Raw genomic sequence first — 24673 nt, forward strand, 5'->3', positions numbered from 1 at the left:
AAATAACACTGCGGTGCTTGTTTGTGGCGAGGGAGCTTGCTCCCGCTGGGCTGCGTAGCGGCCCCAAAAAAGCGGGAGCGCTGCGCACTCCAGCGGGAGCAAGCTCCCTCGCCACATTCAGCGCAGTTATTTATTGCGGGTAATAAAGTCGCGAATCCGCGTCGCCGCTTCCACGCACTCCGCCAGCGGCGCGACCAGCGCCAGGCGTACACGCCCGGCGCCCGGGTTGACCCCGTCCACTTCCCGCGACAGGTACGAGCCCGGTACCACGGTCACGTGTTCTTCCACGAACAAGTCCCGGCAGAACGCCGCATCGTCGCCCTTCACGTTCGGCCACAGGTAGAAGCCGCCGTCCGGGTTTTGCACGTCCAGCACCGGCTTCAGGATCGCCAGCACGGCATCGAACTTCTCCCGGTACAGGTCACGGTTGGCCTGCACGTGGGCTTCGTCCTGCCAGGCAGCAATGCTCGCCAGTTGGGTTTGCACCGGCATCGCGCAACCGTGGTAGGTGCGGTACAGCAGGAAGCCCTTGAGGATTTCGGCATCGCCGGCCACAAAGCCCGAGCGCAGGCCCGGCAGGTTGGAGCGCTTGGACAGGCTGTGGAACACCACGCAACGCTTGAAGTCCTGGCGGCCCAGTTCCACGCAAGCGCTGAGCAGGCCTGGCGGCGGGGTTTGTTCGTCGAAGTACAGCTCGCTGTAGCACTCGTCGGCGGCGATCACGAAGTCGTATTCGTCAGCCAGGGCGATCAGCTTTTTCAGGGTGTCGACGGGAATCAGTGCACCGGTGGGGTTGCCTGGCGAGCACAGGAACAGGATCTGGCAGCGTTTCCAGATGTCCGGCGATACGGCGTCGAAATCCGGGTTGAAGCCGTTTTCATCCAGGCACGGCAGGTAATGCGGCTTGGCCCCGGCGAGGAACGCAGCCCCTTCGTAGATCTGGTAGAACGGGTTCGGGCTGACCACCAGCGCGTCGTCGCCGCGGTTGACCACGGTCTGGGTGAAGGCGAACAGCGCTTCACGGGTGCCGTTCACCGGCAGGATGTTGCGCGCCGGGTCAAGCCAGCCCTTGGGCACGCTGAAACGGCGTTCACACCAGGCGCCAATGGCTTCGCGCAGGGCGGGAATGCCCAGGGTGGTCGGGTACACCGCCATCTGGTCCAGGTTGTTGGCCAGCGCCTCGGCGACAAACTGCGGGGATTTGTGCTTCGGCTCACCGATGGACAGGGCGATGGGGCGTTTGTCCGGGTTCGGCGTGACGCTGCCCAGCAGGACGCGCAATTTCTCGAACGGGTAGGGCTGCAGCTGGTTCAGGGCGTTGTTCATCGATAAATCTCGTTCAATTCATTGGAAGCTGAAAATGGGCGGTCGGTCAGATGCTCAAGCGTGACATCTCGACGCCGGTCTCCTGATTGACGCTCAACTGCTGGACGATGGCTTCCTGCAAGCGTCGGCACAGTTCAGGGTCGGAAAGCGGCTGGTTGTCGGCATCGGTAATGAAAAACACGTCTTCCACCCGCTCGCCCAGGGTCGCAATCTTGGCGTTCTGCAACGACAGGTCGAACTCCAGGAATATCGTGCCGATCCGTGCCAGCAGGCCCGGGCGGTCCGGCGCGCTGAGTTCCAGCACCGTCACCGGGCGCTGGGCGTCGTTGTGGATGGTCACCTCGGGGGCAAAAGCAAAGTGCTTGAGCTGGCGCGGCACCCGACGCTGGATGATGGTCGGGTAGTCGTCAGGATTGCGCAGCGCGTCGGTGAGGCCTTTGCGGATCTTTTTCACCCGCTCCGGGTTGTCGCCGATGGACTCGCCTTCTGTGTCGAGCACGATGTAGGTGTCGAGGGTGAACTGGCTGCTGGAGGTGATGACCCGGGCGTCGTGAATGTTCAGGTTGAGCTGGTCCATCGCCGCCACGGTCACGGCGAAGAAGTCGTGCTGGTCGGGTGCGTAGATAAAGATCTGGGTGCCACCCTCGAACTCGCGCTGGGTGGTTTCCTTGATCAGCACCAGTGGGCCGCCATCGGCCGGCTGCTGCAGGATCGCGTCGCTGTGCCAGGCCACGTCGCCGGCGGTGTGGCGCAGGAAGTAGTCGTCTCCCAGTTGCGACCAGAGTTGCTCGACGTCGTCCGGGTCATTGCCGCCACGCACCAGAATATCCAGGGCCGCGCTTTGGGTGCGGCGGATCTGTTCTTCGCGGTCCACCGGGTTCTCGAGGCCGCGACGCAGCGCGCGCTTGGTCTCGGTGTAGAGCTGGCGCAACAGGCTGGCGCGCCAGGAGTTCCACAGCGTCGGGTTGGTGGCGTTGATGTCGGACACGGTGAGCACGTACAGGTAGTCGAGGCGGGTTTCATCGCCGACGGCCTGGGCAAAATCGTGGATCACCTGCGGGTCGGACAAGTCCTTGCGCTGGGCGGTGGTGGACATCACCAGGTGGTTCTGCACCAGCCACACGATCAGGCGGCTGTCCCACAGCGGCAACTGGTGACGCTGGCAGAACGCTTCGGCGTCCACTGCGCCAATTTCCGAGTGATCACCGTGCCGGCCCTTGCCGATGTCGTGGTACAGGCCGGCGAGGTAGATCAATTCCGGCTTGGGCAGACGCGCCATGAGCTTGCTGGCCAGCGGGAATTTCTCTGACACCTGGGTGTACTGCAACTTACGCAGGTGCTTGATCAGGTTCAGGGTGTGGGCGTCCACCGTGTAGATGTGGAACAGGTCGTGCTGCATCTGCCCGACGATAAAGCCGAACTCCGGCAGGTAGCGCCCCAGGATCCCGTAGCGGTTCATGCGCCGCAGGTTGCGGTGGATGCCGATCTTGCACTTGAACAGCTCGATAAACAGGCTGGTATTGCGGATGTCGTGGCGGAAATCGTCGTCGATCAGGTGACGGTTTTCCCGCAGCAGGCGAATGGTGTCGGCGCGTACGCCCTTGATTTCCGGCTGCTGGGCCATCAACACGAAGATTTCCAGCATGGCGAACGGCGTGCGTTTGAACACGTTGTCGTTGCGTGCCTCGATGTAGCCATCGTGGAGCTGGAAGCGCGCGTTGATCGGCTGCGGCGGTGCTTCGTCTTCCGGGGCCAGGATCACTTCTTCAAAGTGCTGGATGATCAGGTCGCTGAGCTGGGCAATGCTCATTACCACGCGGTAGTACTGCTGCATGAAACTTTCGATGCTGGTCTTCGCGTCTTCGCCTTCAAACCCCAACAGGGTGGCGATGGAGCGCTGGTGGTCGAACAGCAGGCGGTCTTCGGAGCGCCCGGCCAGCATGTGCAGCGCGTAGCGCACTTTCCAGAGGAATTCCTGGGAGGAGGCCAGCAGGGCGTTTTCGCTCTCCACCAGGAAGCCTTCCCCGGCCAGGGCGCGCAGGTTCAGGGTGCCGTACTGGCGACGGGCGACCCACAAAATCGTCTGGATGTCCCGCAGCCCGCCCGGGGAGCCTTTGACGTTGGGTTCCAGGTTGTATTCGGTGTCGTTGTACTTGTGGTGCCGGGCTTTCTGCTCGGCACGCTTGGCCAGGAAGAAGTCCTTGCTTGGCCACATGTGCGCGGTGCTGGTGACTTCCAGCATGCGCTGGCGCAGGCGCTCGGGGCCGGCGATGGTGCGGCTTTCCATCAGGTTGGTGATCACCGTCAGGTCGGCGCGGGCTTCCTGGGCACACTCGTCCACCGAGCGTACGCTTTGGCCGACTTCCAGGCCGATGTCCCACAACAGCGTCAGAAAACGCTCGATGGAGTCGCGAAAGATCTCGTGATCGGCGCTGTCCAGCAAGATCAGCAGGTCGATGTCGGAGTAGGGGTGCAGTTCGCCACGGCCGTAGCCGCCGACCGCCACCAGGGCGATATCGGCGTCTTCACTCCAGCTGAACTGTTCCCAGGCCTTTTGCAGGATGTTGTCGACGAACCAGGCGCGGTCCTCGATCAGCCGGCGGATATCGCGGCCCGTGCGGAAGCGCCCGTCGAGCACCTCGCGGGCCTGGCGAATGGCCTTCTTGAAGGCGGCGATGGGGCTGGCCTTCAGTGCCAGTTCCGCCTGGAACTGGCCACGGTCGAAGAGTTCGGGATCCACCTGGGGCATCGATCGGTTTTCCTTTCTATCTATGGGTCACAGCGTCGCTATTAGAAAACCGGTGCAAACATTACGCCGAAACGCGGGGAATCGTGTCGTCGGCACGCAGGGTGAAGATCTCGTAGCCGGTGTCGGTCACCAGCAGGGTGTGTTCCCACTGCGCCGAGAGCTTGCGGTCCTTGGTGATGGCGGTCCAGCCGTCGCCCAGCACCTTGGTGTCGGCCTTGCCCTGGTTGATCATCGGCTCGATGGTGAAGGTCATGCCTGCCTTGAGCTCCATGCCGGTGCCGGCGCGGCCGTAGTGCAGGATCTGTGGCTCTTCGTGGAACACCTTGCCGATGCCGTGGCCGCAGAACTCGCGCACCACCGAGAAGCCGTTCTTTTCAGCGTGCTTCTGGATGATTTCACCGATGTCGCCCAGGCGGCAGCCAGGCTTGACGATCTCGATGGCCTTGTACATGCATTCCTGGGTGACTTGCGACAGGCGCTCGGCCCAGACCGGCACGGTGCCGACGTGGAACATGCGGCTGGTGTCGCCGTGGTAGCCGTCCTTGATGACGGTGACGTCGATGTTCAGGGTGTCGCCGTCCTTCAGCGGCTTGTCGCCGGGAATCCCGTGGCACACCACGTGGTTGATCGAGGTGCAGATCGACTTGGGGAAACCCTTGTAGTTCAGCGGCGCAGGGATGGCCTTTTGCACGTCGACGATATAGTCGTGGCAAATGCGGTCCAGCGCTTCGGTGGTGACGCCGGGCTTGACGTGTTCGGCAATCATTTCCAAGACGTCGGCAGCCAGTTTGCCGGCAACACGCATGCCAGCGATATCTTCGGCGGTTTTGAGGGTTACGGTCATACAGGCTCTCTCTAGCGCGACGCGCTGAAATCAATACGGTTTACGGGTGTGCGACAAAAGGTTGCAGAATTCGCACAAGCCCAAAAAACGCGATTCTAGCAGACGCAAGGGTGAAACCATGAGCGTCTGGCGATCGCTTCTGTCTATAAGGATGGGGGCATTCTGGCTCTATTCAAAGGCTTAGGCAAAAGCGACTGACGGCAAATGTGATTGCGGGTTTCGTTTTTGCAAGCTCTGTGGTATAAAATGCGCCGCTTTCCGGGGATACCCCGCAAAGCTTAAATCCACACACGTGTCGACACGATGACCTGGGTGCCGGAGGCGAATGCCGCTGGTTGGTCATTGGGATACGTGGAGGCCAAACCCGACTTATTAAGGAACTATCATGTCCCAAGTCAACATGCGCGATATGCTGAAGGCCGGTGTGCACTTCGGTCACCAGACCCGTTACTGGAACCCGAAAATGGGTAAATACATTTTCGGCGCGCGTAACAAGATCCACATCATCAACCTTGAAAAAACCCTGCCAATGTTCAACGAAGCTCTGACTTTCGTAGAGCGCCTGGCCCAGGGCAAAAACAAGATTCTGTTCGTCGGCACCAAGCGTTCCGCTGGCAAGATCGTTGCTGAAGAAGCAGCACGTTGCGGTTCGCCGTACGTCGATCACCGCTGGTTGGGCGGCATGCTGACCAACTTCAAAACCATCCGTGCTTCCATCAAGCGTCTGCGTGACCTTGAAGTGCAAGCCGAAGACGGTACTTTCGCCAAGCTGACCAAGAAAGAGGCGCTGATGCGCACTCGCGACCTGGAAAAGCTCGATCGTTCCCTGGGTGGTATCAAGGACATGGGCGGTCTGCCTGACGCACTGTTCGTTATCGACGTTGATCACGAGCGCATCGCGATCACCGAAGCCAACAAGCTGGGCATCCCGGTTATCGGCGTAGTCGATACCAACAGCAGCCCGGAAGGCGTTGACTACATCATCCCAGGCAACGATGACGCAATCCGCGCTATCCAGCTGTACATGGGTTCGATGGCTGACGCTGTAATCCGTGGTCGCAACCACGTTGCTGGCGGTACCGAGCAGTTCGTTGAAGAAGCTCCGGTAGCTGCAGCTGAGTAACTGACGCCTTGGCGTTGACTCAGTAAGCAAAAAGGGGGCTTGGCCCCCTTTTTGCCACCTCGAAAACCATTTGTCGGCAGCGCAGCTACAACATTTGTAACGTGCAGCGGCCTACAAGGGTGGTTCGGGAAGAATTGATCGCCCGTTCAATCGGGTGGAATGGTTGAAAACCTATCCAAGAGGATTTTGAAAATGGCAGAGATTACTGCAGCGTTGGTTAAAGAACTGCGTGAGCGTACCGGCGAAGGCATGATGGATTGCAAAAAGGCCTTGACCAAGGCCGGCGGCGACATCGAAAAAGCCATTGATGACATGCGTGCTTCGGGCGCCATCAAGGCTGCCAAGAAAGCAGGCAACGTCGCTGCTGAAGGCGCCATCGCAATCAAGGAAGACGGCAAATCGGCCGTTATCCTGGAAGTTAACTCGCAGACCGACTTCCTGGCCCTGCAAGACGACTTCAAGAACTTCGTCGCTGCCAGCGTTGAAAAAGCATTCGCTGACAAGCTGACCGACGCCGCTCCGCTGATCGAAGCTCAAGAAGCTGATCGTCTGGTTCTGGTGGGTAAAGTGGGCGAGAACGTTAACATTCGTCGCCTGACCCGCGTTGAAGGTGACGTTGTGGGTGCTTACCTGCACGGCAACAAGATCGGTGTTGTGGTTGCCCTGAAAGGCGGCAACGTTGAACTGGCCAAAGACATCGCTATGCACGTAGCGGCCAGCAACCCTGAATTCCTGCTGCCATCGGAAGTTTCTGCTGAAGCCATCGAACGCGAGAAAGCCGTGTTCCTGCAGCTGAACGAAGAGAAAATCAAAGGCAAGCCTGAAAACATCGTTGAAAACATGGTCAAGGGCCGTATCAGCAAGTTCCTGGCTGAGGCTTCCCTGGTTGAGCAGGCGTTCGTCAAGAACCCTGAAATCAAGGTTGGCGAACTGGCCAAGAAAGCCGGTGCTGAAATCGTTTCCTTCACCTACTACAAAGTAGGCGACGGCATCGAGAAGCCGGTCGACAACTTCGCTGAAGAAGTTGCTGCCCAGCTGGCTGCCACCAAGAAGTAAGACAGTTTTTAACTGTCGCCCAAAAGAGGCTGCCCGCTTACGCGCGCAGCCTCTTTTCAAATGGGGTGATCGATTTTTATTGGTTTCCCTTTGGAACTGGCTTACAAAGCCGTGTTCCGATGGCGCTGTGACAGCGTCAAGCTAGAGTGAACGCAGGCCGTAAACGGCTTGCCAAGAATTTTCAAAAAATACGCCGCAGGAGAGATTCGCAATGGCTCAGCAGGGCAGTGGTCATCAGGCTCGCTATAAACGCATTCTACTCAAGCTTAGCGGCGAGGCCCTGATGGGCTCGGAAGAGTTTGGGATCGATCCCAAAGTACTCGATCGCATGGCGCTGGAAGTCGGCCAGTTGGTCGGTATCGGTGTCCAGGTCGGTCTGGTGATCGGCGGCGGCAACCTGTTCCGTGGCGCGGCACTCAGCGCTGCCGGCATGGATCGGGTGACAGGCGACCACATGGGCATGCTGGCCACTGTGATGAACGCCCTGGCCATGCGTGATGCGCTGGAGCGCGCCAATATCACCGCGATCGTGATGTCGGCTATTTCCATGGTTGGCGTAACGGATCACTATGATCGTCGCAAGGCCATGCGTCACCTGGATGCCAAGGAAGTCGTGATTTTTGCGGCCGGTACCGGCAACCCATTCTTTACCACCGATTCGGCAGCTTGCCTGCGTGGTATCGAGATCAACGCGGACGTGGTACTCAAGGCCACCAAGGTTGACGGTGTCTACACCGCAGACCCATTCAAAGACCCGCATGCCGAGAAGTTCGATCATCTGACTTATGATGAAGTACTGGATCGCAAGCTGGGCGTGATGGACCTGACGGCAATTTGCTTGTGCCGCGACCACAAGATGCCGCTGCGCGTATTTAACATGAACAAGCCCGGCGCCCTGCTGAACATCGTACACGGCGGCGCGGAAGGGACTCTGATCGAGGAAATCGAACAATGATCAACGAAATCAAAAAAGACGCTCAAGAGCGCATGCAAAAATCCCTGGAATCCCTGAACCATGCGTTTGGCCAGATTCGTACCGGCAAGGCCCACCCAAGCATCCTGGGCAGCGTGATGGTGCCTTACTACGGCGCTGATACCTCGATCACCCAAGTGGCCAACATCACTGTAAAAGATTCGCGCACCCTGCAAGTCGTTGCTTTCGAGCGCAACATGCTCGGCGCCGTCGACAAGGCCATCCAGAGCGCCGGTTTGAACCTCAATCCGACCAACCTGGGCGAGTTGCTGCTGATCTCCATGCCTGCCCTGACCGAAGAAACCCGCAAGGGCTTCACCAAGCAGGCGCGCAGTGCAGCAGAAGACGCACGTGTTGCCGTGCGCAACATCCGTCGTGATGCCTTGGGTGACCTGAAGAAGCTGGTCAAGGACAAGGAAATCAGCGAAGACGAAGAGCGCCGTGCCGTTGCTGATATCGACAAGCTGACTAAAGATGCCGAGGCCCAGATCACCAAGGCCACGGAAGATAAAGAAAAGGACCTGATGGCCGTATAAGGGGTCAGGACGCCTTCATGGAAAAGACCAAGCAGACTGTGCCCTCCGTGGTGCCGCGCCATGTCGCGATCATCATGGACGGGAATAATCGCTGGGCGAAGAAGCGCTTTATGCCGGGCGTTGCCGGGCATAAGGCGGGTGTCGACGCTGTACGAGCCGTGATTGAGGTGTGCGCCGAGGCCAAGGTCGAAGTATTGACCCTGTTCGCGTTCTCCAGTGAAAACTGGCAGCGCCCGGCCGAGGAGGTCAGTGCCTTGATGGACCTGTTCTTCAAGGCCCTGCGCCGCGAGGCCAAGCGCCTGAACGAGAACAACATCAGCCTGCGTATCATTGGTGACCGTTCGCGGTTTCATCCGGAGCTGCAGGCGGCCATGCGCGAAGCCGAGGCGATCACTGCCGGCAGCAACCGTTTTGTGCTGCAGATCGCAGCCAACTACGGCGGCCAGTGGGATATTGCCCAGGCCGCGCAGCGTCTGGCGCGGGAAGTGCAGGCCGGCCATCTGCGCCCGGAAGACATTACCCCCGAACTCTTGCAAACCTGCCTGGTGACCGGCGACCTGCCGTTGCCGGACCTGTGCATTCGTACCGGTGGCGACCATCGCATCAGCAACTTCCTGTTGTGGCAGTTGGCCTATACCGAACTGTACTTCTCCGACCTGTTCTGGCCGGACTTCAAACACGATGCCATGCGCAATGCGCTGGCCGATTTCGCTTCCCGTCAGCGTCGCTTCGGTAAAACGAGCGAGCAGATCGAAGCTGGAGCCCGGGTTTAATGCTTAAACAACGAATCATCACGGCGCTGATCCTGCTGCCTATTGCCCTGTGCGGGTTTTTCCTGCTTGAAGGTGCGAACTTCGCGCTGTTCATCGGCCTGGTTGTGACCCTGGGTGCCTGGGAATGGGCGCGCCTGGCGGGTTTCGCCGCGCAGTTGCCTCGTGTGGTGTATGCCGCTGTCGTGGCGTTGTTGATGTTCCTGATGTACATCCTGCCGGACGTGGCGCCCTGGGTGCTGGGTGCGGCGGTGTTGTGGTGGGCGTTGGCGACCTATCTGGTGCTGACCTATCCGGGCACCAGCAGTCACTGGTCCAGTGTTGCCTGCAAGCTGGTGATTGGCCTTTTGATTCTGTTGCCTGCCTGGCAGGGCCTGGTCTACATCAAGCACATGCAACTGGGTAACTGGCTGATCATGGCGGTGATGGTTCTGGTGTGGGGTGCCGATATCGGCGCCTATTTCTCCGGGCGTGCCTTCGGCAAGCGCAAGCTGGCGCCGGCTGTCAGCCCCGGCAAAAGCTGGGAAGGCGTGTATGGCGGCCTGGCGTTGACCCTGGTGATTACCGTGGTGGTCGGTGTGGTGCGTGACTGGACCATCAAGGAAATGCTACTGGGCCTGGTGGGCGCAGCCGTGGTGGTGTTCATCTCGGTGGTCGGTGACCTGACCGAAAGCATGTTCAAGCGCCAGGCCGGGATCAAGGACAGCAGTAACCTGCTGCCGGGTCACGGTGGCGTGCTGGACCGTATCGACAGCCTGACTGCCGCGATCCCGATCTTTGCCGTACTGCTGTGGATGGCTGCCTCGTGAGCCGCCTGCAACAGGTAACCGTGCTGGGCGCTACCGGCTCGGTAGGGCTAAGCACCCTGGATGTGATTGCCCGTCATCCCGAGCGTTATCAAGTATTCGCCTTGACCGGTTTCAGTCGCCTGAATGAGCTGCTGGCACTGTGTGTGCGGCACGCGCCGCAATACGCAGTAGTGCCCGAAGCGGCAGTTGCACGTGGTTTGCAGGATGACTTGCGCGCTGCGGGCCTGGCGACTCAGGTATTGGTGGGGGAGGAGGGGTTGTGCCAGGTTTCGGCAGACCCTGAGGTCGACACCGTGGTTGCGGCGATTGTCGGCGCTGCCGGCTTGCGCCCGACCCTGGCGGCCGTTGATGCGGGCAAGAAGATTCTGCTGGCCAACAAAGAAGCCCTGGTGATGTCCGGGGCACTCTTCATGCAAGCGGTGCGCAAGAGCGGCGCCGTGCTGTTGCCGCTCGACAGCGAGCACAACGCGATTTTCCAATGCATGCCTGGTGATTTCGCCCGCGGGTTGAGCCAGGTCGGCGTGCGCCGGATTCTGCTGACAGCCTCCGGTGGTCCGTTCCGGCAGACGCCGCTGGCCGATCTGGAGCATGTTTCTCCCGATCAGGCGTGCGCTCACCCGAACTGGTCCATGGGGCGCAAGATCTCGGTGGATTCAGCGAGCATGATGAACAAGGGCCTGGAGCTGATTGAGGCCTGCTGGTTGTTCGATGCCCGGCCGGACCAGGTCGAGGTGGTGATCCACCCGCAAAGTGTGATTCATTCCCTGGTGGACTATGTGGATGGCTCGGTATTGGCCCAACTGGGCAATCCGGACATGCGTACGCCGATCGCCAATGCCCTGGCATGGCCTGAGCGGATTGACTCGGGTGTTGCGCCGCTGGATCTGTTTGCCATTGCCCGTCTGGACTTCGAAGCGCCCGACGAGCAACGCTTCCCTTGCCTGCGTCTTGCGCGGCAAGCTGCGGAGGCGGGTAACAGTGCCCCGGCGATGCTGAATGCGGCCAATGAAGTGGCTGTGGCGGCGTTTCTGGACCGGCGCATCCGCTTTCCGCAGATCGCGGGTATCATCGAGGACGTTTTGAGCCTTGAGCCCGTCGTCCCGGTGAATGATCTGGGCGCGGTGTTCGAAGCGGATGCAAAGGCCCGGGCCTTGACCGAGCAGTGGTTGAGCCGCAATACGCGTTAGCCTCTGGGTGTGTTCAAGCCTTCAGGCACTGGATTGAAATGCGGAGAAATTAGATGAGTGCGCTCTACATGATTGTCGGCACCCTGGTTGCTCTGGGTGTGCTGGTTACCTTCCACGAGTTCGGCCATTTCTGGGTCGCGCGTCGTTGCGGCGTCAAGGTACTGCGCTTTTCCGTAGGCTTCGGCATGCCGTTGCTGCGCTGGCACGACCGTCGTGGCACCGAGTTCGTAATTGCGGCCATTCCATTGGGCGGCTACGTCAAGATGCTCGACGAGCGCGAAGGCGAAGTGCCGGCTGATCAGTTGGATCAATCCTTCAACCGCAAGACCGTTCGTCAGCGCATCGCCATCGTCGCGGCAGGCCCGATCGCGAATTTCCTGTTGGCGATGGTGTTCTTCTGGGTCCTGGCCATGTTGGGTAGCCAGCAGGTGCGTCCGGTGATCGGTGCCGTCGAGGCCGACAGCATGGCGGCGAAGGCCGGCCTGACTGCCGGGCAAGAAATTGTTGCAGTTGATGGCGAGCCAACCACCGGCTGGGGTGCCGTCAATTTGCAGTTGGTGCGTCGCCTGGGTGAAAGCGGCATCGTGAAACTGGTCGTGCGCGATCAGGATTCCACCACCGAAACCTCGCGCGAGCTGGCCCTGGATCACTGGCTGAAAGGCTCCGATGAGCCTGACCCGATCAAATCCCTGGGCATTCGCCCATGGCGTCCGGCCTTGCCGCCGGTGCTGGCAGAGCTGGATCCGAAGGGGCCAGCCCAGGCCGCGGGTCTGAAAACCGGCGATCGCCTGCTGGCCCTCGATGGCCAGGTGCTGGGTGACTGGCAGCAGGTGGTCGACCTGGTGCGTGTACGCCCTGATACCAAAATTGTGCTGAAAGTTGAGCGCGATGGTGCTCAAATCGACGTCCCTGTGACCCTGGCGGTTCGTGGGGAAGCCAAGGCGGCCGGGGGTTACCTGGGGGCCGGCGTCAAAGGTGTCGATTGGCCACCCTCGATGGTTCGAGAGGTCAGCTTCGGGCCGTTGGCAGCGATTGGCGAGGGTGCGAGACGCACCTGGACCATGAGTGTACTGACCCTCGATTCCCTCAAGAAAATGTTGTTCGGCGAGCTCTCGGTAAAAAACTTGAGTGGACCGATAACCATTGCTAAAGTGGCGGGCGCTTCTGCCCAGTCGGGCGTTGTAGATTTCCTGAATTTCCTGGCTTATCTGAGTATTAGCCTTGGGGTTCTGAATTTGTTGCCCATTCCAGTATTGGATGGGGGGCATCTGTTGTTTTATCTGGTCGAGTGGGCGCGTGGTCGCCCCTTGTCGGATCGGGTGCAGGGTTGGGGGATACAGATCGGTATCAGTTTGGTGGTCGGGGTGATGTTATTAGCCCTGGTCAACGATCTGGGACGACTGTAACGCTTCGCTGAATTGCGAATCTGCCGCATTTTGCGGCAGTTTGTTTATTGCCAGTTGGAATAAGAAAGGACTTCATGAAACGTCTGCTGCTAACTGCGGTTCTCACCGTATTGATGATCGCCGAAGTTCACGCCGAGTCCTTCACCATCTCCGATATTCGCGTCAACGGCCTCCAGCGGGTTTCCGCGGGTAGCGTCTTTGGTGCCTTGCCGTTGAACGTCGGGGAACAGGCTGATGACCGTCGCCTGGTGGAATCCACTCGTGCGCTGTTCAAAACCGGGTTCTTTCAAGATATCCAGCTGGGTCGCGAAGGTAACGTCCTCGTCATCACTGTCGTCGAGCGACCTTCTGTCGCCAGTATCGAGATCGAAGGCAACAAGGCGATCTCCACTGAGGACTTGATGAAAGGCCTCAAGCAATCCGGCCTTGCCGAAGGCGAGATTTTCCAGCGTGCCACCCTCGAAGGCGTGCGTAACGAACTGCAACGCCAGTACGTTGCCCAGGGTCGTTACTCGGCTACCGTCGAGACCGAAGTGGTGCCGCAACCGCGTAACCGCGTCGGCCTGAAGGTCAACATCAACGAAGGCACCGTGGCGGCCATCCAGCACATCAACGTGGTGGGTAACACCAAGTTTGCTGATGACGACCTGATCGACCTGTTCGAACTCAAGACCACCAACTGGCTGTCGTTCTTCAAGAACGATGACAAGTATGCCCGTGAAAAACTCTCCGGTGACCTGGAGCGCCTGCGTTCCTACTACCTGGACCGCGGCTATATCAACATGGATATCGCTTCGACCCAGGTGTCCATCACCCCGGACAAGAAGCACGTCTATATCACTGTCAACGTCAACGAAGGCGAGAAGTACAAGGTTCGTGACGTCAAGCTCAGCGGCGACTTGAAAGTGCCTGAAGACCAGGTCAAGTCCCTGTTGCTGGTGCAGAAGGACCAGGTGTTCTCGCGCAAGCTGATGACCACCACCTCCGAGCTGATCACCCGTCGCCTGGGTAACGAAGGCTATACCTTCGCCAACGTCAACGGCGTACCGACCCCGCACGACGAAGACCACACCGTGGACATCACCTTCGTTGTAGACCCGGGCAAGCGTGCCTACGTGAACCGCATCAACTTCCGTGGCAACACCAAGTCTGCCGACGAAGTGCTGCGCCGCGAAATGCGTCAGATGGAAGGTGGCTGGGCGTCGACTTACCTGATCGACCAGTCCAAGGTTCGCCTCGAGCGCCTGGGCTTCTTTAAGGAAGTCAACGTTGAAACCCCGGCTGTACCGGGTGTGGATGACCAGGTTGACGTGAACTACGCCGTAGAAGAGCAAGCCTCCGGTTCGATTACCGCCAGTGTCGGTTTCGCCCAGAGTGCCGGCCTGATCCTCGGTGGTTCGATCACCCAGAACAACTTCCTCGGTACCGGTAACAAGGTTTCCATCGGCCTGACCCGAAGCGAATACCAGAGCCGCTATAACTTCGGTTATGTCGACCCCTACTGGACTGCTGACGGCGTGAGCCTGGGCTACAACGCCTTCTATCGCACAACCGACTACAAAGACCTCGACGTTGACGTTGCAAGCTATGCAATCGACAGCTTCGGTGTTGGTGCCAACATTGGTTACCCGATCAGTGAGACCTCGCGTCTGACCTTCGGCCTGACCGCGCAGCAGGACAAGATCAAGACCGGTGTGTACACCGTGGATGAGATCTTCAACTTCGTGCGTAAAGAAGGCGACCAGTTCCTGAACTTCAAGGCTTCGGCCGGTTGGTCGGAATCGACCCTGAACAAAGGTGTACTGGCGACCCGTGGCCATTCCCAGAGCCTGACTCTGGAAGCCACCACGCCGGGCAGCGACCTGTCGTTCTTCAAACTCGACTACCGTGGCCAGTTGTTCCAGCCATTGAGCGAAAACTACACCATGCGCCTGCACACCGAATTGGGTTATGGCGATGGTTATGGTTCGACCAGCGGCTTGCCGTTCTATGAGAACTACTATGCGGGTGGTTTCAACTCGGTACGTGGTTTCAAAGACAGCACCTTGGGTCCTCGTGGTACCCCAAGCCGTGGCGTGGGTGTGACCGGTAACCAGGGGACTGTGGCTGACTCGGACAACGACCCGCTGCCATTCGGTGGTAACGTGCTGATCCAGGGTGGTGCTGAGATTCTGTTCCCGCTGCCATTCGTTAAAGATCAACGTTCCCTGCGTACTTCGGTCTTCTGGGATGTGGGTAACGTGTTCGACTCCAAGTGCGAACAGGTCACCAACCCGAATGGCTCGAAGTCCAACACGCAGTGCAACGACGTGAGCTTCAGCAACCTGGCAAGCTCTGTCGGTGTCGGTGTGACCTGGGTTACCGCGCTTGGCCCATTGAGCTTTGCTCTGGCCATGCCGGTCAAGAAACCGGATAACGCTGAAACCCAGATTTTCCAATTCTCCCTCGGCCAGACGTTCTAAGCGTCTGACCCAAGATAACGACAACGGATTCTGTAGGAGTGCATCGTGCGTAAGTTGACTCAATTGGTTCTCCTGGCGACTGTCCTGGTAGCGACCCCGGCCTTTGCCGAAATGAAAATTGCCGTTCTGAACTATCAGATGGCGCTGCTGGAATCCGATGCGGCCAAGAAATATGCCGTAGATGCCGAGAAGAAATTCGGTCCTCAACTGACCAAGCTCAAGACGCTGGAAAGCAGCGCCAAGGGCATCCAGGATCGTCTGGTAGCCGGTGGCGACAAGATGCAGCAAGGCGAGCGCGAGCGTCTGGAGCTTGAATTCAAGCAAAAGGCCCGTGACTACCAGTTCCAGTCCAAGGAGCTGAACGAAGCCAAGGCTGTTGCCGACCGCGAAATGCTCAAGCAGCTGAAGCCGAAACTCGACAGCGCTGTGGAAGAAGTCATCAAGAAAGGTGCCTTTGACCTGGTATTCGAACGCGGTGCGGTCATCGACGTTAAACCTCAGTACGACATCACCCGTCAGGTGATCGAGCGCATGAATCAGCTGAAGTAAGCCATGACTGCGACTATCAAGCTCGGCCAATTGGCCGAGTTCCTGGGAGCCACCTTGCGTGGCTCCGCGGAGAAGGAAATCACTGGGCTAGCCACCTTGCAGGAGGCTGGCCCAGCTCAGTTGAGCTTCCTGGCAAACCCCCAATACCGTAAATACCTGGGCGAAAGCCGCGCCGCAGCCGTGCTGCTGAAGGCCGCTGACGCCGAAGGTTTTGCCGGGGACGCGCTGGTTGTTGCCGATCCGTACCTGGCGTATGCCCGGGTGTCGCACCTGTTCGATCCGAAACCCAAGGCCCCCGCCGGTATCCATCCGACGGCGGTGATCGCCGATGACGCTCAGGTTGACCCTGCCGCGAGCATCGGTGCTTTTGTGGTGATTGAAAGCGGTGCACGCATCGGGGCGGGTGTAACGCTGGGTGCCCAGTGTTTTATCGGCGCGCGCAGCGAGATTGGTGCCGGTGGCTGGCTGGCTCCGCGTGTGACCCTGTACCACGATGTGCGTATCGGTGAGCGTGTGGTGATTCAGTCCGGTGCCGTGATTGGCGGCGAGGGCTTCGGCTTCGCCAACTCGAAGGGTGTCTGGCACAAGATTGCCCAAGTGGGCGGCGTGTTGATTGGCGATGACGTTGAAATTGGCGTCAACACTGCCGTTGACCGCGGGGCCCTGGCCGATACCGTCATTGGTAACGGCGTGAAACTGGATAACCAGATTCAGATCGCCCACAACGTGCAGATTGGCGATCACACCGCCATGGCCGCCTGCGTGGGGATCTCCGGCAGCACCAGGATCGGCAAGCATTGCATGCTCGCCGGGGGTGTTGGCCTGGTGGGCCATATCGAAGTGTGCGACAACGTATTCATCACCGGCATGACCATGGTGACCCATTCGATTACCGAGCCTGGGTCCTATTCATCCGGTACGGCCATGCAGCCTGCGGCCGAATGGCGCAAGAGCGCGGCGCGTCTGAGGCAGCTCGACGATATCGCTCGGCGCCTGAAACATCTGGAAAAGCGTGTTGGGGACGTGACCCCTGACGGTAATGCTTCATCAGATGGCTGATACCATTTCCATATCAAGTGTGCACAGCCGCTAGACTGCCTCCTTGATTTGCTAGAGGGGCGTGCCTTAGTCCGCACGCTCCCAATCTTTATTACAGGCTTCCCCCCGAAATGATGGACATCAACGAGATTCGCGAATACCTGCCTCACCGTTACCCGTTCCTGCTGGTGGACCGGGTCACGGACCTCAATGTTGAGGAAAAGCGCATTCGTGCCTACAAGAATGTCAGCATCAACGAACCGTTCTTCAACGGTCACTTCCCTGCGCATCCCATCATGCCAGGCGTATTGATCATCGAAGCGATGGCCCAGGCTGCCGGTATCCTTGGTTTCAAAATGCTCGACCTGAAGCCTGCCGATGGCACGCTCTACTATTTCGTGGGCTCTGACAAACTGCGCTTCCGCAACCCGGTAACTCCGGGTGACCAGTTGATCCTTGAAGCCAAGTTCATCAGCTGCAAGCGCCAGATCTGGAAGTTCGAATGCCAGGCCTCGGTCGACGGCAAGCCGGTGTGCTCGGCTGAAATCATCTGTGCGGAACGCAAACTATGAGTTTGATTGACCCTCGCGCAATCATCGATCCGACGGCCGTACTGGCCGCCGACGTTGAGGTCGGCCCTTGGTCGATCGTCGGCGCAGGTGTGGAAATCGGCGAGGGGACAGTCATCGGGCCGCATGTGATCCTCAAAGGCCCGACGAGGATTGGCAAACACAATCGTATCTATCAGTTCTCATCGATAGGCGAAGACACCCCGGACATGAAGTACAAGGGTGAAGAAACACGTCTGGTAATCGGTGATCACAACATCATCCGTGAAGGCGTGACCATTCACCGCGGTACTGTCCAGGACCGTGCCGAGACCACCCTGGGTGACCACAACCTGGTGATGGCTTATGCGCATATCGGTCATGACAGCGTAATCGGCAACCATTGCATCCTAGTCAACAACACTGCGTTGGCCGGCCATGTGCACGTTGACGATTGGGCGATCCTGTCCGGCTTTACCCTGGTGCATCAGTACTGCCATATCGGCGCCCACAGCTTTTCCGGCATGGGTACCGCCATCGGCAAGGACGTTCCGGCGTTCGTCACCGTATTCGGCAACCCGGCCGAGGCCCGCAGCATGAACTTCGAAGGCATGCGCCGTCGGGGCTTCAGCGAAGACGCGATCCACGCCCTGCGCCGCGCCTACAAGGTGGTTTACCGCCAGGGGCTGACGGTCGACCAGGCCTTGATCGAACTGACGGAGCCAGCCGCATTGTTTCCGGAAGTCGCGATATTCCGTGACTCTATCCAGTCGTCGACTCGCGGCATCACCCGCTGATCATGGCCAGGCTGCGTATAGCGTTGGTGGCCGGAGAAGCTTCCGGCGATATTCTCGGTGCAGGCCTGATGCGGGCCCTCAAGCTCCAGCATCCGGCGGTTGAATTCATCGGTGTCGGCGGTCCGTTGATGCAGGCTGAAGGCCTGACGTCCTACTTCCCTATGGAACGCTTGTCGGTCATGGGGCTGGTGGAGGTGCTGGGCCGTTTGCGCGAGCTGCTGGCCCGTCGCAAAAAGCTGATCCAGACCCTGATCGAAGAAAAGCCCGACGTCTTTATCGGAATCGACGCGCCGGACTTCACCCTCAATATCGAACTCAAATTGCGTCAGGCCGGGATCAAGACCGTGCATTACGTCAGCCCGTCCGTGTGGGCGTGGCGGCAAAAGCGCGTGCTCAAGATTCGCGAAGGCTGCGACCTGATGCTGACCCTGCTGCCCTTCGAGGCCAGGTTCTACGAAGAGAAGGGCGTGCCGGTGCGGTTTGTCGGGCACACCCTGGCCGATACCATTCCTCTGCAGGCCGACCGTGCTGCCGCGCGTGCCGAACTGGGTTTGCCCGAAGGTCCGCTGGTGGCCTTGATGCCGGGGAGCCGTGGCGGCGAAGTCGGTCGTCTCGGCGCGCTGTTTTTTGATGCAGCCGAACGCCTGCAGGCGCTGAAGCCGGGTGTGCGCTTCGTATTGCCATGCGCCAGTCCTCAGCGCCGTGCACAAATTGAAGAATTGCTTGTAGGGCGCAACTTGCCGTTGACCCTGCTCGACGGGGGCTCGCACCTGGCACTGGCGGCGTGCGATGCGGTGCTGATCGCCTCCGGCACCGCGACCCTTGAGGCCTTGCTCTACAAGCGCCCAATGGTCGTTGCCTATCGCCTGGCGCCGCTGACCTACTGGATTCTCAAGCGTATGGTCAAAAGCCCCTACATCTCCCTGCCGAATTTGCTGGCCCAGCGTCTGTTGGTGCCCGAGTTGTTGCAGGACGATGCGACGCCTGAAGCCCTGGCGCAAACCCTTTTCCCGTTGATCGACGGTGGCGAAGAGCAGACCCGTGGTTTCGACGAAATTCACCGCACCTTGCGCCGTGATGCGTCGAACCAGGCGGCGGATGCCGTGCTGACGTTGATCGGTCATAAGCAGGAAGCCCTATGAAGACACAAATGGGCCTGGATTTCAGCCTGGTCGCCGATGCCCTTGATCTGGTTGCCGGTGTTGACGAAGTCGGTCGCGGCCCGCTGTGCGGCGCAGTCGTCACCGCCGCAGTGATTCTCGACCCGAACCGCCCGATCCTCGGCCTGAACGATTCGAAGAAACTCACCGAAGCCCGTCGCGAAAAACTCTACGACGAGATCTGCGAGAAAGCCCTGAGTTGGCACATCGCCCGCGCTGAAGTCGAAGAGATCGACAAACTGAACATCCTGCACGCCACCATGCTGGCCATGCAGCGCGCCATTGAAGGCCTGCATATCACGCCAAAAATGGCGATGATCGACGGCAACCGCTGCCCGAAGCTGACGATGCCCGCAGAAGCGGTGGTCAAGGGTGATAGCAAAGTGCCGGCGATTGCCGCTGCATCGATCCTGGCCAAGGTCAGCCGTGACCGTGAAATGGCGGCTTTCGAATTGATCTATCCCGGCTACGGCATCGGCGGGCACAAAGGCTATCCAACGCCCGTTCATCTGGAAGCTTTGGCTCGCCTGGGCCCGACCCCGATCCACCGCCGCTCGTTTGCCCCGGTTCGCCAGGCTTTCGAGGCTCGGGAAAGCCTGATCGAGGTTTAGCAGCAAGGCTGATGTTTTTGCCAAGGCCCGGTACAATCCGGGCCTTGTTGTCTCCACGTTTTGTACAGGATCACTATGCCGGCTTCATTCGTTCACCTGCGCCTGCACACTGAATACTCCCTGGTCGACGGCCTGGTACGGATCAAACCCCTGGTCAAAACGCTGGTGGGCATGAACATGCCTGCCGTGGCGGTGACCGACCAGAACAACATGTGTTCCCTGGTCAAGTTCTACAAGGCCGCCATGGGCGCCGGCATCAAGCCGATCTGCGGTGCCGACCTGTGGCTGTCGAACAAGGACCCGGATAACCCACTGAGCCGCATCAGCCTGTTGGCGATGAACGGCGTGGGTTATCGCAACCTCACCGAACTGATTTCCCGTGGCTTTATCGATGGCCAGCGCAATGGCTCGATCATCATCGAGCGCGAGTGGGTGGCCGAAGCCAGCGAAGGGCTGATCATGCTCTCGGCGGCCAAAGAGGGTGAAATCGGTATCGCGCTGTTGGGCGGCAATCCTCATGAGGCTGAAGTGCTCGCCCGTGAGTGGATGGAGGTGTTCCCCAACCGTTTCTACCTGGAAATCCAGCGCACCAACCGCCCCAACGATGAAGAGCAGTTGCACGCCGCTGTGGCCCTGGCTGAAAAGCTTGGCGCGCCGCTGGTGGCGACCAACGATGTGCGCTTTATCAAGAAGGAAGACTTCGAGGCCCACGAAACCCGCGTATGCATCGGCGAAGGCCGGGCGCTGGACGATCCGCGCCGCTCGAAAAACTACAGCGAAGAGCAGTACCTCAAAAGCGCCGATGAAATGGCCGAGCTGTTCAGTGACCTGCCCGAGGCCCTGGAAAACTCCGTCGAAATTGCCAAGCGCTGCAATATTGAAGTGAAGCTGGGCAAGCACTTCCTGCCCAACTTCCCGATTCCCGATGGCATGACCATCGACGAGTATTTCCGCAAGGTCTCGTTCGACGGTTTGGAGGAACGCCTGAGCGTCCTGCTGCCCAAGGACACCACTGAAGATTATGAAGCCAAGCGCCAGGTCTACGTCGACCGCCTGAATTTCGAGCTGGATATCATTATCCAGATGGGGTTCCCCGGTTACTTCCTGATCGTAATGGACTTTATCCAGTGGGCCAAAAGCAACGGCGTGCCGGTGGGGCCTGGCCGTGGATCGGGTGCTGGGTCGCTGGTGGCCTATGTGCAGAAGATCACCGACCTCGACCCGCTGGAATACGACCTGCTGTTCGAACGTTTCCTTAACCCGGAACGGGTATCGATGCCCGACTTCGACGTCGACTTCTGCATGGATGGTCGCGACCGGGTTATTGAGTACGTGGCCGAGAAATACGGGCGCAACGCGGTAAGCCAGATCATCACCTTCGGTTCCATGGCGGCGAAAGCGGTAATTCGCGACGTGGCCCGGGTACAGGGCAAGTCCTACGGCCTGGCTGACCGCCTGTCGAAGATGATTCCGTTTGAAGTCGGCATGACCCTGGAAAAAGCCTACGAGCAGGAAGAAATCCTGCGGGACTTCATCAAGGTCGATGAAGAAGCGGCTGAAATCTGGGACATGGCGCGCAAGCTCGAAGGCGTGGTGCGTAACGTCGGTAAACACGCCGGTGGTGTAGTAATCGCGCCTACCAAGCTGACCGACTTTTCGCCGATCTATTGCGACGAAGAAGGCGACGGCCTGGTAACCCAGTTCGACAAGGACGACGTGGAGGCGGCCGGCCTGGTGAAGTTCGACTTCCTCGGCCTGCGTACCCTGACGATCATCGACTGGGCGCTGAAGACCATCAACCGCGACCGCGCCAAGGTCAATGAGCCACCGCTGGATATCGCGTTTATCCCGCTGGATGACAAGCCGACCTACAGCCTGCTGCAAAAAGCCGAAACCACGGCCGTGTTCCAGCTTGAATCCCGCGGCATGAAAGAGCTGATCAAAAAGCTCAAGCCCGACTGCCTGGAAGACTTGATCGCACTGGTGGCCCTGTTCCGTCCGGGCCCGCTGCAATCGGGCATGGTGGATGACTTCATCAATCGTAAGCACGGGCGTGCCGAGCTGGCTTACCCGCACTCCGACTACCAGTACGAAGGTCTCAAGCCGGTACTGGCACCGACCTACGGCATCATCCTGTATCAAGAACAGGTGATGCAGATTGCCCAGGTCATGGCCGGCTATACCCTCGGCGGCGCGGACATGCTGCGTCGAGCCATGGGTAAGAAAAAGCCCGAGGAAATGGCCAAGCAGCGCGGTGGCTTCATTGAAGGTTGCGCCACCAACAACATCGATGCCGACCTGGCCGGTAACATCTTCGACCTGGTGGAAAAGTTCGCCGGTTACGGCTTCAACAAATCCCACTCTGCCGCCTATGGCCTGGTGTCTTACCAGACTGCGTGGCTGAAGGCTCACTACCCGGCGCCGTTCATGGCGGCGGTACTGTCTGCGGATATGCACAACACCGACAAGGTCGTGACCTTGATCGAGGAAGTGCGCACCATGAAGCTGCGCCTCGACGCGCCGGACGTGAACACTTCCGAGTTCAAGTTCACGGTGAACGACGAAGGCCGCATCATCTATGGCCTCGGCGCGATCAAGGGCGTGGGCGAAGGCCCGGTGGAGGCGATTACCGAAGCGCGTCAGGACGGGCCGTTCAAGGACCTGTTCGATTTCTGCGCCCGGGTCGACCTCAAGCGCATCAACAAACGTACTCTGGATGGCTTGATCCGCAGCGGCGCCCTGGATCGCCTGGGCCCGTACTTCCATGATGAGCCGAAGGCGTACCAGGCCAATATCGACCGCAACCGCGCGGTATTGCTGACCGCCATGGAAGAAGCGATCAAGGCCGCCGAGCAGACCGCACGCACCCACGACAGCGGCCACGCCGACCTGTTTGGCGGGCTGTTCGTCGAAGAAGATGCCGACGTCTACGCCAACCATCGCAAGGCCAAGGACCTGACCCTCAAGGAGCGCCTCAAGGGTGAGAAAGACACCCTGGGCCTGTACCTCACCGGTCACCCGATTGACGAATATGAAGGTGAAATCCGGCGTTTCGCCCGCCAGCGCATCATCGACCTGAAGCCGGCGCGGGATACCCAGACCGTCGCAGGCATGATCATCGCGCTGCGGGTGATGAAGAATAAAAAGGGCGACAAGATGGGTTTCATCACCCTCGACGACCGCTCGGGCCGGATCGAAGCCTCGCTGTTTGCCGATGCCTTCCATTCCGCCCAGTCGCTGTTGCAGACCGACGCGATGGTGGTGGTGGAAGGGGAGGTCAGCAACGACGACTTCTCCGGCGGCCTGCGCCTGCGGATCAAGCGCGTGATGAGCATGGAAGATGCTCGCACCAACCTGGCCGAAAGCCTGCGCCTGAAGGTCAAGACCGATGCGCTCAAAGGTGATCAGCTACGCTGGTTGGGTGACTTGCTTAAACGCCACCGTGGCGCCTGCCCGGTGACCATGGAGTACACCGGCAACGACGCCAAGGCGATGTTGCAGTTTGGCGAGACGTGGCGAATTGACCCCGCCGATGGCTTGATTCAAGCATTGCGTGACCAGTTCGGGCGTGACAACGTCTTCCTCCAATACCGTTGACGGTCAGGCAGTACGAAGATCGCCTGATCTCGACCGAACATTTAATCTCGACCTAACCGCGCCTCTCCCTTAAGGTAGGGCGCGAATAGACAACCGGCTGGCCAGGCACTCCTTGGCCGTCGACCCAAGACGGACGCTTATGAACCCGAATTTTCTTGATTTCGAACAGCCGATCGCTGACCTGCAAGCCAAGATCGAAGAGCTGCGCCTGGTCGGCAATGACAATTCGCTGAATATCGGCGATGAAATCGCTCGCCTGCAAGACAAGAGCAGCACGCTTACCGAAGACATCTTCGGCAAGCTGACCAGCTGGCAGATCGCGCGCCTGGCCCGCCACCCGCGCCGTCCGTACACCCTGGACTACATCGACCATATCTTTACCGAGTTCGATGAGCTGCACGGCGACCGTCACTTCTCCGACGACGCCGCCATCGTGGGCGGTATCGCTCGTCTGGACGACCAGCCAGTGATGGTCATCGGTCACCAGAAAGGCCGTGAAGTGCGCGAGAAAGTCCGCCGCAACTTCGGCATGCCGCGCCCTGAAGGCTACCGCAAGGCGTGTCGTCTGATGGAAATGGCCGAGCGGTTCAAGATGCCGATCCTGACCTTCATCGACACCCCGGGCGCCTACCCGGGTATCGACGCTGAAGAGCGCAACCAGAGCGAAGCGATTGCGTGGAACCTGCGGGTGATGGCGCGCCTGAAGACGCCAATCATCGCTACCGTGATCGGCGAAGGCGGTTCCGGCGGCGCATTGGCGATTGGCGTCTGCGACCAGCTGAACATGCTGCAATATTCCACCTACGCGGTGATCTCGCCGGAAGGTTGCGCCTCGATCCTGTGGAAAACCGCCGAGAAGGCACCGGATGCCGCGGAAGCCATGGGCATCACTGCCGATCGCCTGAAAGGCCTGGGTATCGTGGACAAAGTGATCGCCGAGCCATTGGGCGGCGCCCACCGTGACCCGGCTGCCGCTGCCGCGACCATTCGTGCCGAACTCAGCTCGCAGCTGGCGATGCTCAAGAAGTTCGACAACGAGGCACTGCTGGCCCGTCGTTACGAGCGACTGATGAGCTACGGTCTCTAAGCCGACGCGTTACTAAATGTGGGAGCTGGCTTGTGTGGGAGCGGG

Annotated in this window: 20 protein-coding genes; 17 read left to right on the forward strand and 3 right to left on the reverse strand. The window is 59.5% G+C overall.

The genetic code is table 11. From position 1 onward, the window contains the following. Positions 1–126: 126 nt before the first annotated feature. The 3 genes from dapC to map form a co-directional block, all read right to left on the reverse strand. On the reverse strand, positions 127–1326 hold the full coding sequence (dapC, locus tag HX846_RS08900) for a succinyldiaminopimelate transaminase (protein ID WP_177069008.1): 1200 nt from the start codon (positions 1324–1326) through the stop codon (positions 127–129). Positions 1327–1372: 46 nt separating this feature from the next. Continuing rightward, positions 1373–4075, reverse strand: coding sequence for a [protein-PII] uridylyltransferase (locus HX846_RS08905; protein WP_003219334.1), 2703 nt, complete (start codon positions 4073–4075; stop codon positions 1373–1375). A gap of 61 nt (positions 4076–4136) precedes the next feature. Beyond that, positions 4137–4919 carry a type I methionyl aminopeptidase gene (gene map, locus HX846_RS08910; RefSeq protein ID WP_003219332.1) on the reverse strand — a complete coding sequence of 261 codons (783 nt, stop codon included), beginning with the start codon at positions 4917–4919 and terminating at the stop codon, positions 4137–4139. Positions 4920–5304: 385 nt separating this feature from the next. On the opposite strand from map, the gene rpsB reads away from it, so the two are divergent. The 17 genes from rpsB (at position 5305) to HX846_RS08995 (ending at position 24628) form a co-directional block, all read left to right on the forward strand. After that, on the forward strand, positions 5305–6042 hold the full coding sequence (gene rpsB / locus HX846_RS08915; protein WP_003219330.1) for a 30S ribosomal protein S2: 738 nt from the start codon (positions 5305–5307) through the stop codon (positions 6040–6042). 192 nt (positions 6043–6234) lie between these two features. After that, entirely contained in the window at positions 6235–7098 is an 864-nt protein-coding gene (tsf, locus tag HX846_RS08920) for a translation elongation factor Ts (RefSeq protein WP_008432237.1), read from the forward strand. Positions 7099–7309: 211 nt separating this feature from the next. Beyond that, on the forward strand, positions 7310–8053 hold the full coding sequence (gene pyrH, locus HX846_RS08925) for a UMP kinase (protein ID WP_003219327.1): 744 nt from the start codon (positions 7310–7312) through the stop codon (positions 8051–8053). Beyond that, positions 8050–8607 carry a ribosome recycling factor gene (gene frr, locus HX846_RS08930; RefSeq protein ID WP_003219325.1) on the forward strand — a complete coding sequence of 186 codons (558 nt, stop codon included), beginning with the start codon at positions 8050–8052 and terminating at the stop codon, positions 8605–8607. Before pyrH ends, frr begins: the two co-directional genes overlap by 4 nt. A 17-nt stretch (positions 8608–8624) precedes the next feature. Beyond that, positions 8625–9380 (forward strand): polyprenyl diphosphate synthase, encoded by a 756-nt coding sequence (gene uppS / locus HX846_RS08935; protein ID WP_003219323.1) that lies wholly within the window; start codon positions 8625–8627, stop codon positions 9378–9380. Next, positions 9380–10186, forward strand: coding sequence for a phosphatidate cytidylyltransferase (locus HX846_RS08940; protein ID WP_177055372.1), 807 nt, complete (start codon positions 9380–9382; stop codon positions 10184–10186). Before uppS ends, HX846_RS08940 begins: the two co-directional genes overlap by 1 nt. Continuing rightward, the gene (gene ispC, locus HX846_RS08945; protein ID WP_177055370.1) at positions 10183–11373 is read left to right on the forward strand and encodes a 1-deoxy-D-xylulose-5-phosphate reductoisomerase; all 1191 of its coding nucleotides are present in this window, start codon (positions 10183–10185) and stop codon (positions 11371–11373) included. Before HX846_RS08940 ends, ispC begins: the two co-directional genes overlap by 4 nt. A 53-nt stretch (positions 11374–11426) precedes the next feature. Further along, positions 11427–12779 (forward strand): sigma E protease regulator RseP, encoded by a 1353-nt coding sequence (rseP, locus tag HX846_RS08950; RefSeq protein ID WP_177036983.1) that lies wholly within the window; start codon positions 11427–11429, stop codon positions 12777–12779. 74 nt (positions 12780–12853) lie between these two features. After that, entirely contained in the window at positions 12854–15241 is a 2388-nt protein-coding gene (gene bamA, locus HX846_RS08955) for an outer membrane protein assembly factor BamA (RefSeq protein WP_008432225.1), read from the forward strand. Positions 15242–15286: 45 nt separating this feature from the next. Beyond that, positions 15287–15790 (forward strand): OmpH family outer membrane protein, encoded by a 504-nt coding sequence (locus HX846_RS08960; protein ID WP_003219314.1) that lies wholly within the window; start codon positions 15287–15289, stop codon positions 15788–15790. Between the two features lie 3 nt (positions 15791–15793). Beyond that, positions 15794–16849, forward strand: coding sequence for a UDP-3-O-(3-hydroxymyristoyl)glucosamine N-acyltransferase (lpxD, locus tag HX846_RS08965; protein ID WP_008432224.1), 1056 nt, complete (start codon positions 15794–15796; stop codon positions 16847–16849). 110 nt (positions 16850–16959) lie between these two features. Then, complete coding sequence (fabZ, locus tag HX846_RS08970; RefSeq protein ID WP_003219309.1) at positions 16960–17400, forward strand: 3-hydroxyacyl-ACP dehydratase FabZ; 441 nt, start codon at positions 16960–16962, stop codon at positions 17398–17400. Then, entirely contained in the window at positions 17397–18173 is a 777-nt protein-coding gene (gene lpxA / locus HX846_RS08975; RefSeq protein WP_003219308.1) for an acyl-ACP--UDP-N-acetylglucosamine O-acyltransferase, read from the forward strand. Before fabZ ends, lpxA begins: the two co-directional genes overlap by 4 nt. Before the next feature lie 2 nt (positions 18174–18175). Beyond that, the gene (lpxB, locus tag HX846_RS08980) at positions 18176–19315 is read left to right on the forward strand and encodes a lipid-A-disaccharide synthase (RefSeq protein ID WP_087694922.1); all 1140 of its coding nucleotides are present in this window, start codon (positions 18176–18178) and stop codon (positions 19313–19315) included. Next, positions 19312–19944, forward strand: coding sequence for a ribonuclease HII (rnhB, locus tag HX846_RS08985; RefSeq protein WP_003219305.1), 633 nt, complete (start codon positions 19312–19314; stop codon positions 19942–19944). The genes lpxB and rnhB overlap by 4 nt, the downstream gene beginning before the upstream one ends. Positions 19945–20019: 75 nt before the next feature. Continuing rightward, positions 20020–23541, forward strand: a complete 3522-nt coding sequence (dnaE, locus tag HX846_RS08990; protein ID WP_177008896.1) for a DNA polymerase III subunit alpha — start codon at positions 20020–20022, stop codon at positions 23539–23541. 139 nt (positions 23542–23680) lie between these two features. Next, positions 23681–24628 carry an acetyl-CoA carboxylase carboxyltransferase subunit alpha gene (locus tag HX846_RS08995; RefSeq protein ID WP_003219302.1) on the forward strand — a complete coding sequence of 316 codons (948 nt, stop codon included), beginning with the start codon at positions 23681–23683 and terminating at the stop codon, positions 24626–24628. Positions 24629–24673: the final 45 nt, after the last annotated feature.

It is taken from the genome of Pseudomonas sp. K5002 (assembly GCF_013386655.1).
GTDB lineage: Bacteria > Pseudomonadota > Gammaproteobacteria > Pseudomonadales > Pseudomonadaceae > Aquipseudomonas.

What these genes read in the sequence shown, in the direction of transcription:
- dapC (WP_177069008.1), bottom strand. Translation starts at nt 1,326, where the DNA reads ATGAACAACGCCCTGAACCAGCTGCAGCCCTACCCGTTCGAGAAATTG.
- HX846_RS08905 (WP_003219334.1), bottom strand. Translation starts at nt 4,075, where the DNA reads ATGCCCCAGGTGGATCCCGAACTCTTCGACCGTGGCCAGTTCCAGGCG.
- map (WP_003219332.1), bottom strand. Translation starts at nt 4,919, where the DNA reads ATGACCGTAACCCTCAAAACCGCCGAAGATATCGCTGGCATGCGTGTT.
- rpsB (WP_003219330.1), top strand. Translation starts at nt 5,305, where the DNA reads ATGTCCCAAGTCAACATGCGCGATATGCTGAAGGCCGGTGTGCACTTC.
- tsf (WP_008432237.1), top strand. Translation starts at nt 6,235, where the DNA reads ATGGCAGAGATTACTGCAGCGTTGGTTAAAGAACTGCGTGAGCGTACC.
- pyrH (WP_003219327.1), top strand. Translation starts at nt 7,310, where the DNA reads ATGGCTCAGCAGGGCAGTGGTCATCAGGCTCGCTATAAACGCATTCTA.
- frr (WP_003219325.1), top strand. Translation starts at nt 8,050, where the DNA reads ATGATCAACGAAATCAAAAAAGACGCTCAAGAGCGCATGCAAAAATCC.
- uppS (WP_003219323.1), top strand. Translation starts at nt 8,625, where the DNA reads ATGGAAAAGACCAAGCAGACTGTGCCCTCCGTGGTGCCGCGCCATGTC.
- HX846_RS08940 (WP_177055372.1), top strand. Translation starts at nt 9,380, where the DNA reads ATGCTTAAACAACGAATCATCACGGCGCTGATCCTGCTGCCTATTGCC.
- rseP (WP_177036983.1), top strand. Translation starts at nt 11,427, where the DNA reads ATGAGTGCGCTCTACATGATTGTCGGCACCCTGGTTGCTCTGGGTGTG.
- bamA (WP_008432225.1), top strand. Translation starts at nt 12,854, where the DNA reads ATGAAACGTCTGCTGCTAACTGCGGTTCTCACCGTATTGATGATCGCC.
- lpxD (WP_008432224.1), top strand. Translation starts at nt 15,794, where the DNA reads ATGACTGCGACTATCAAGCTCGGCCAATTGGCCGAGTTCCTGGGAGCC.
- fabZ (WP_003219309.1), top strand. Translation starts at nt 16,960, where the DNA reads ATGATGGACATCAACGAGATTCGCGAATACCTGCCTCACCGTTACCCG.
- lpxA (WP_003219308.1), top strand. Translation starts at nt 17,397, where the DNA reads ATGAGTTTGATTGACCCTCGCGCAATCATCGATCCGACGGCCGTACTG.
- lpxB (WP_087694922.1), top strand. Translation starts at nt 18,176, where the DNA reads ATGGCCAGGCTGCGTATAGCGTTGGTGGCCGGAGAAGCTTCCGGCGAT.
- rnhB (WP_003219305.1), top strand. Translation starts at nt 19,312, where the DNA reads ATGAAGACACAAATGGGCCTGGATTTCAGCCTGGTCGCCGATGCCCTT.
- dnaE (WP_177008896.1), top strand. Translation starts at nt 20,020, where the DNA reads ATGCCGGCTTCATTCGTTCACCTGCGCCTGCACACTGAATACTCCCTG.
- HX846_RS08995 (WP_003219302.1), top strand. Translation starts at nt 23,681, where the DNA reads ATGAACCCGAATTTTCTTGATTTCGAACAGCCGATCGCTGACCTGCAA.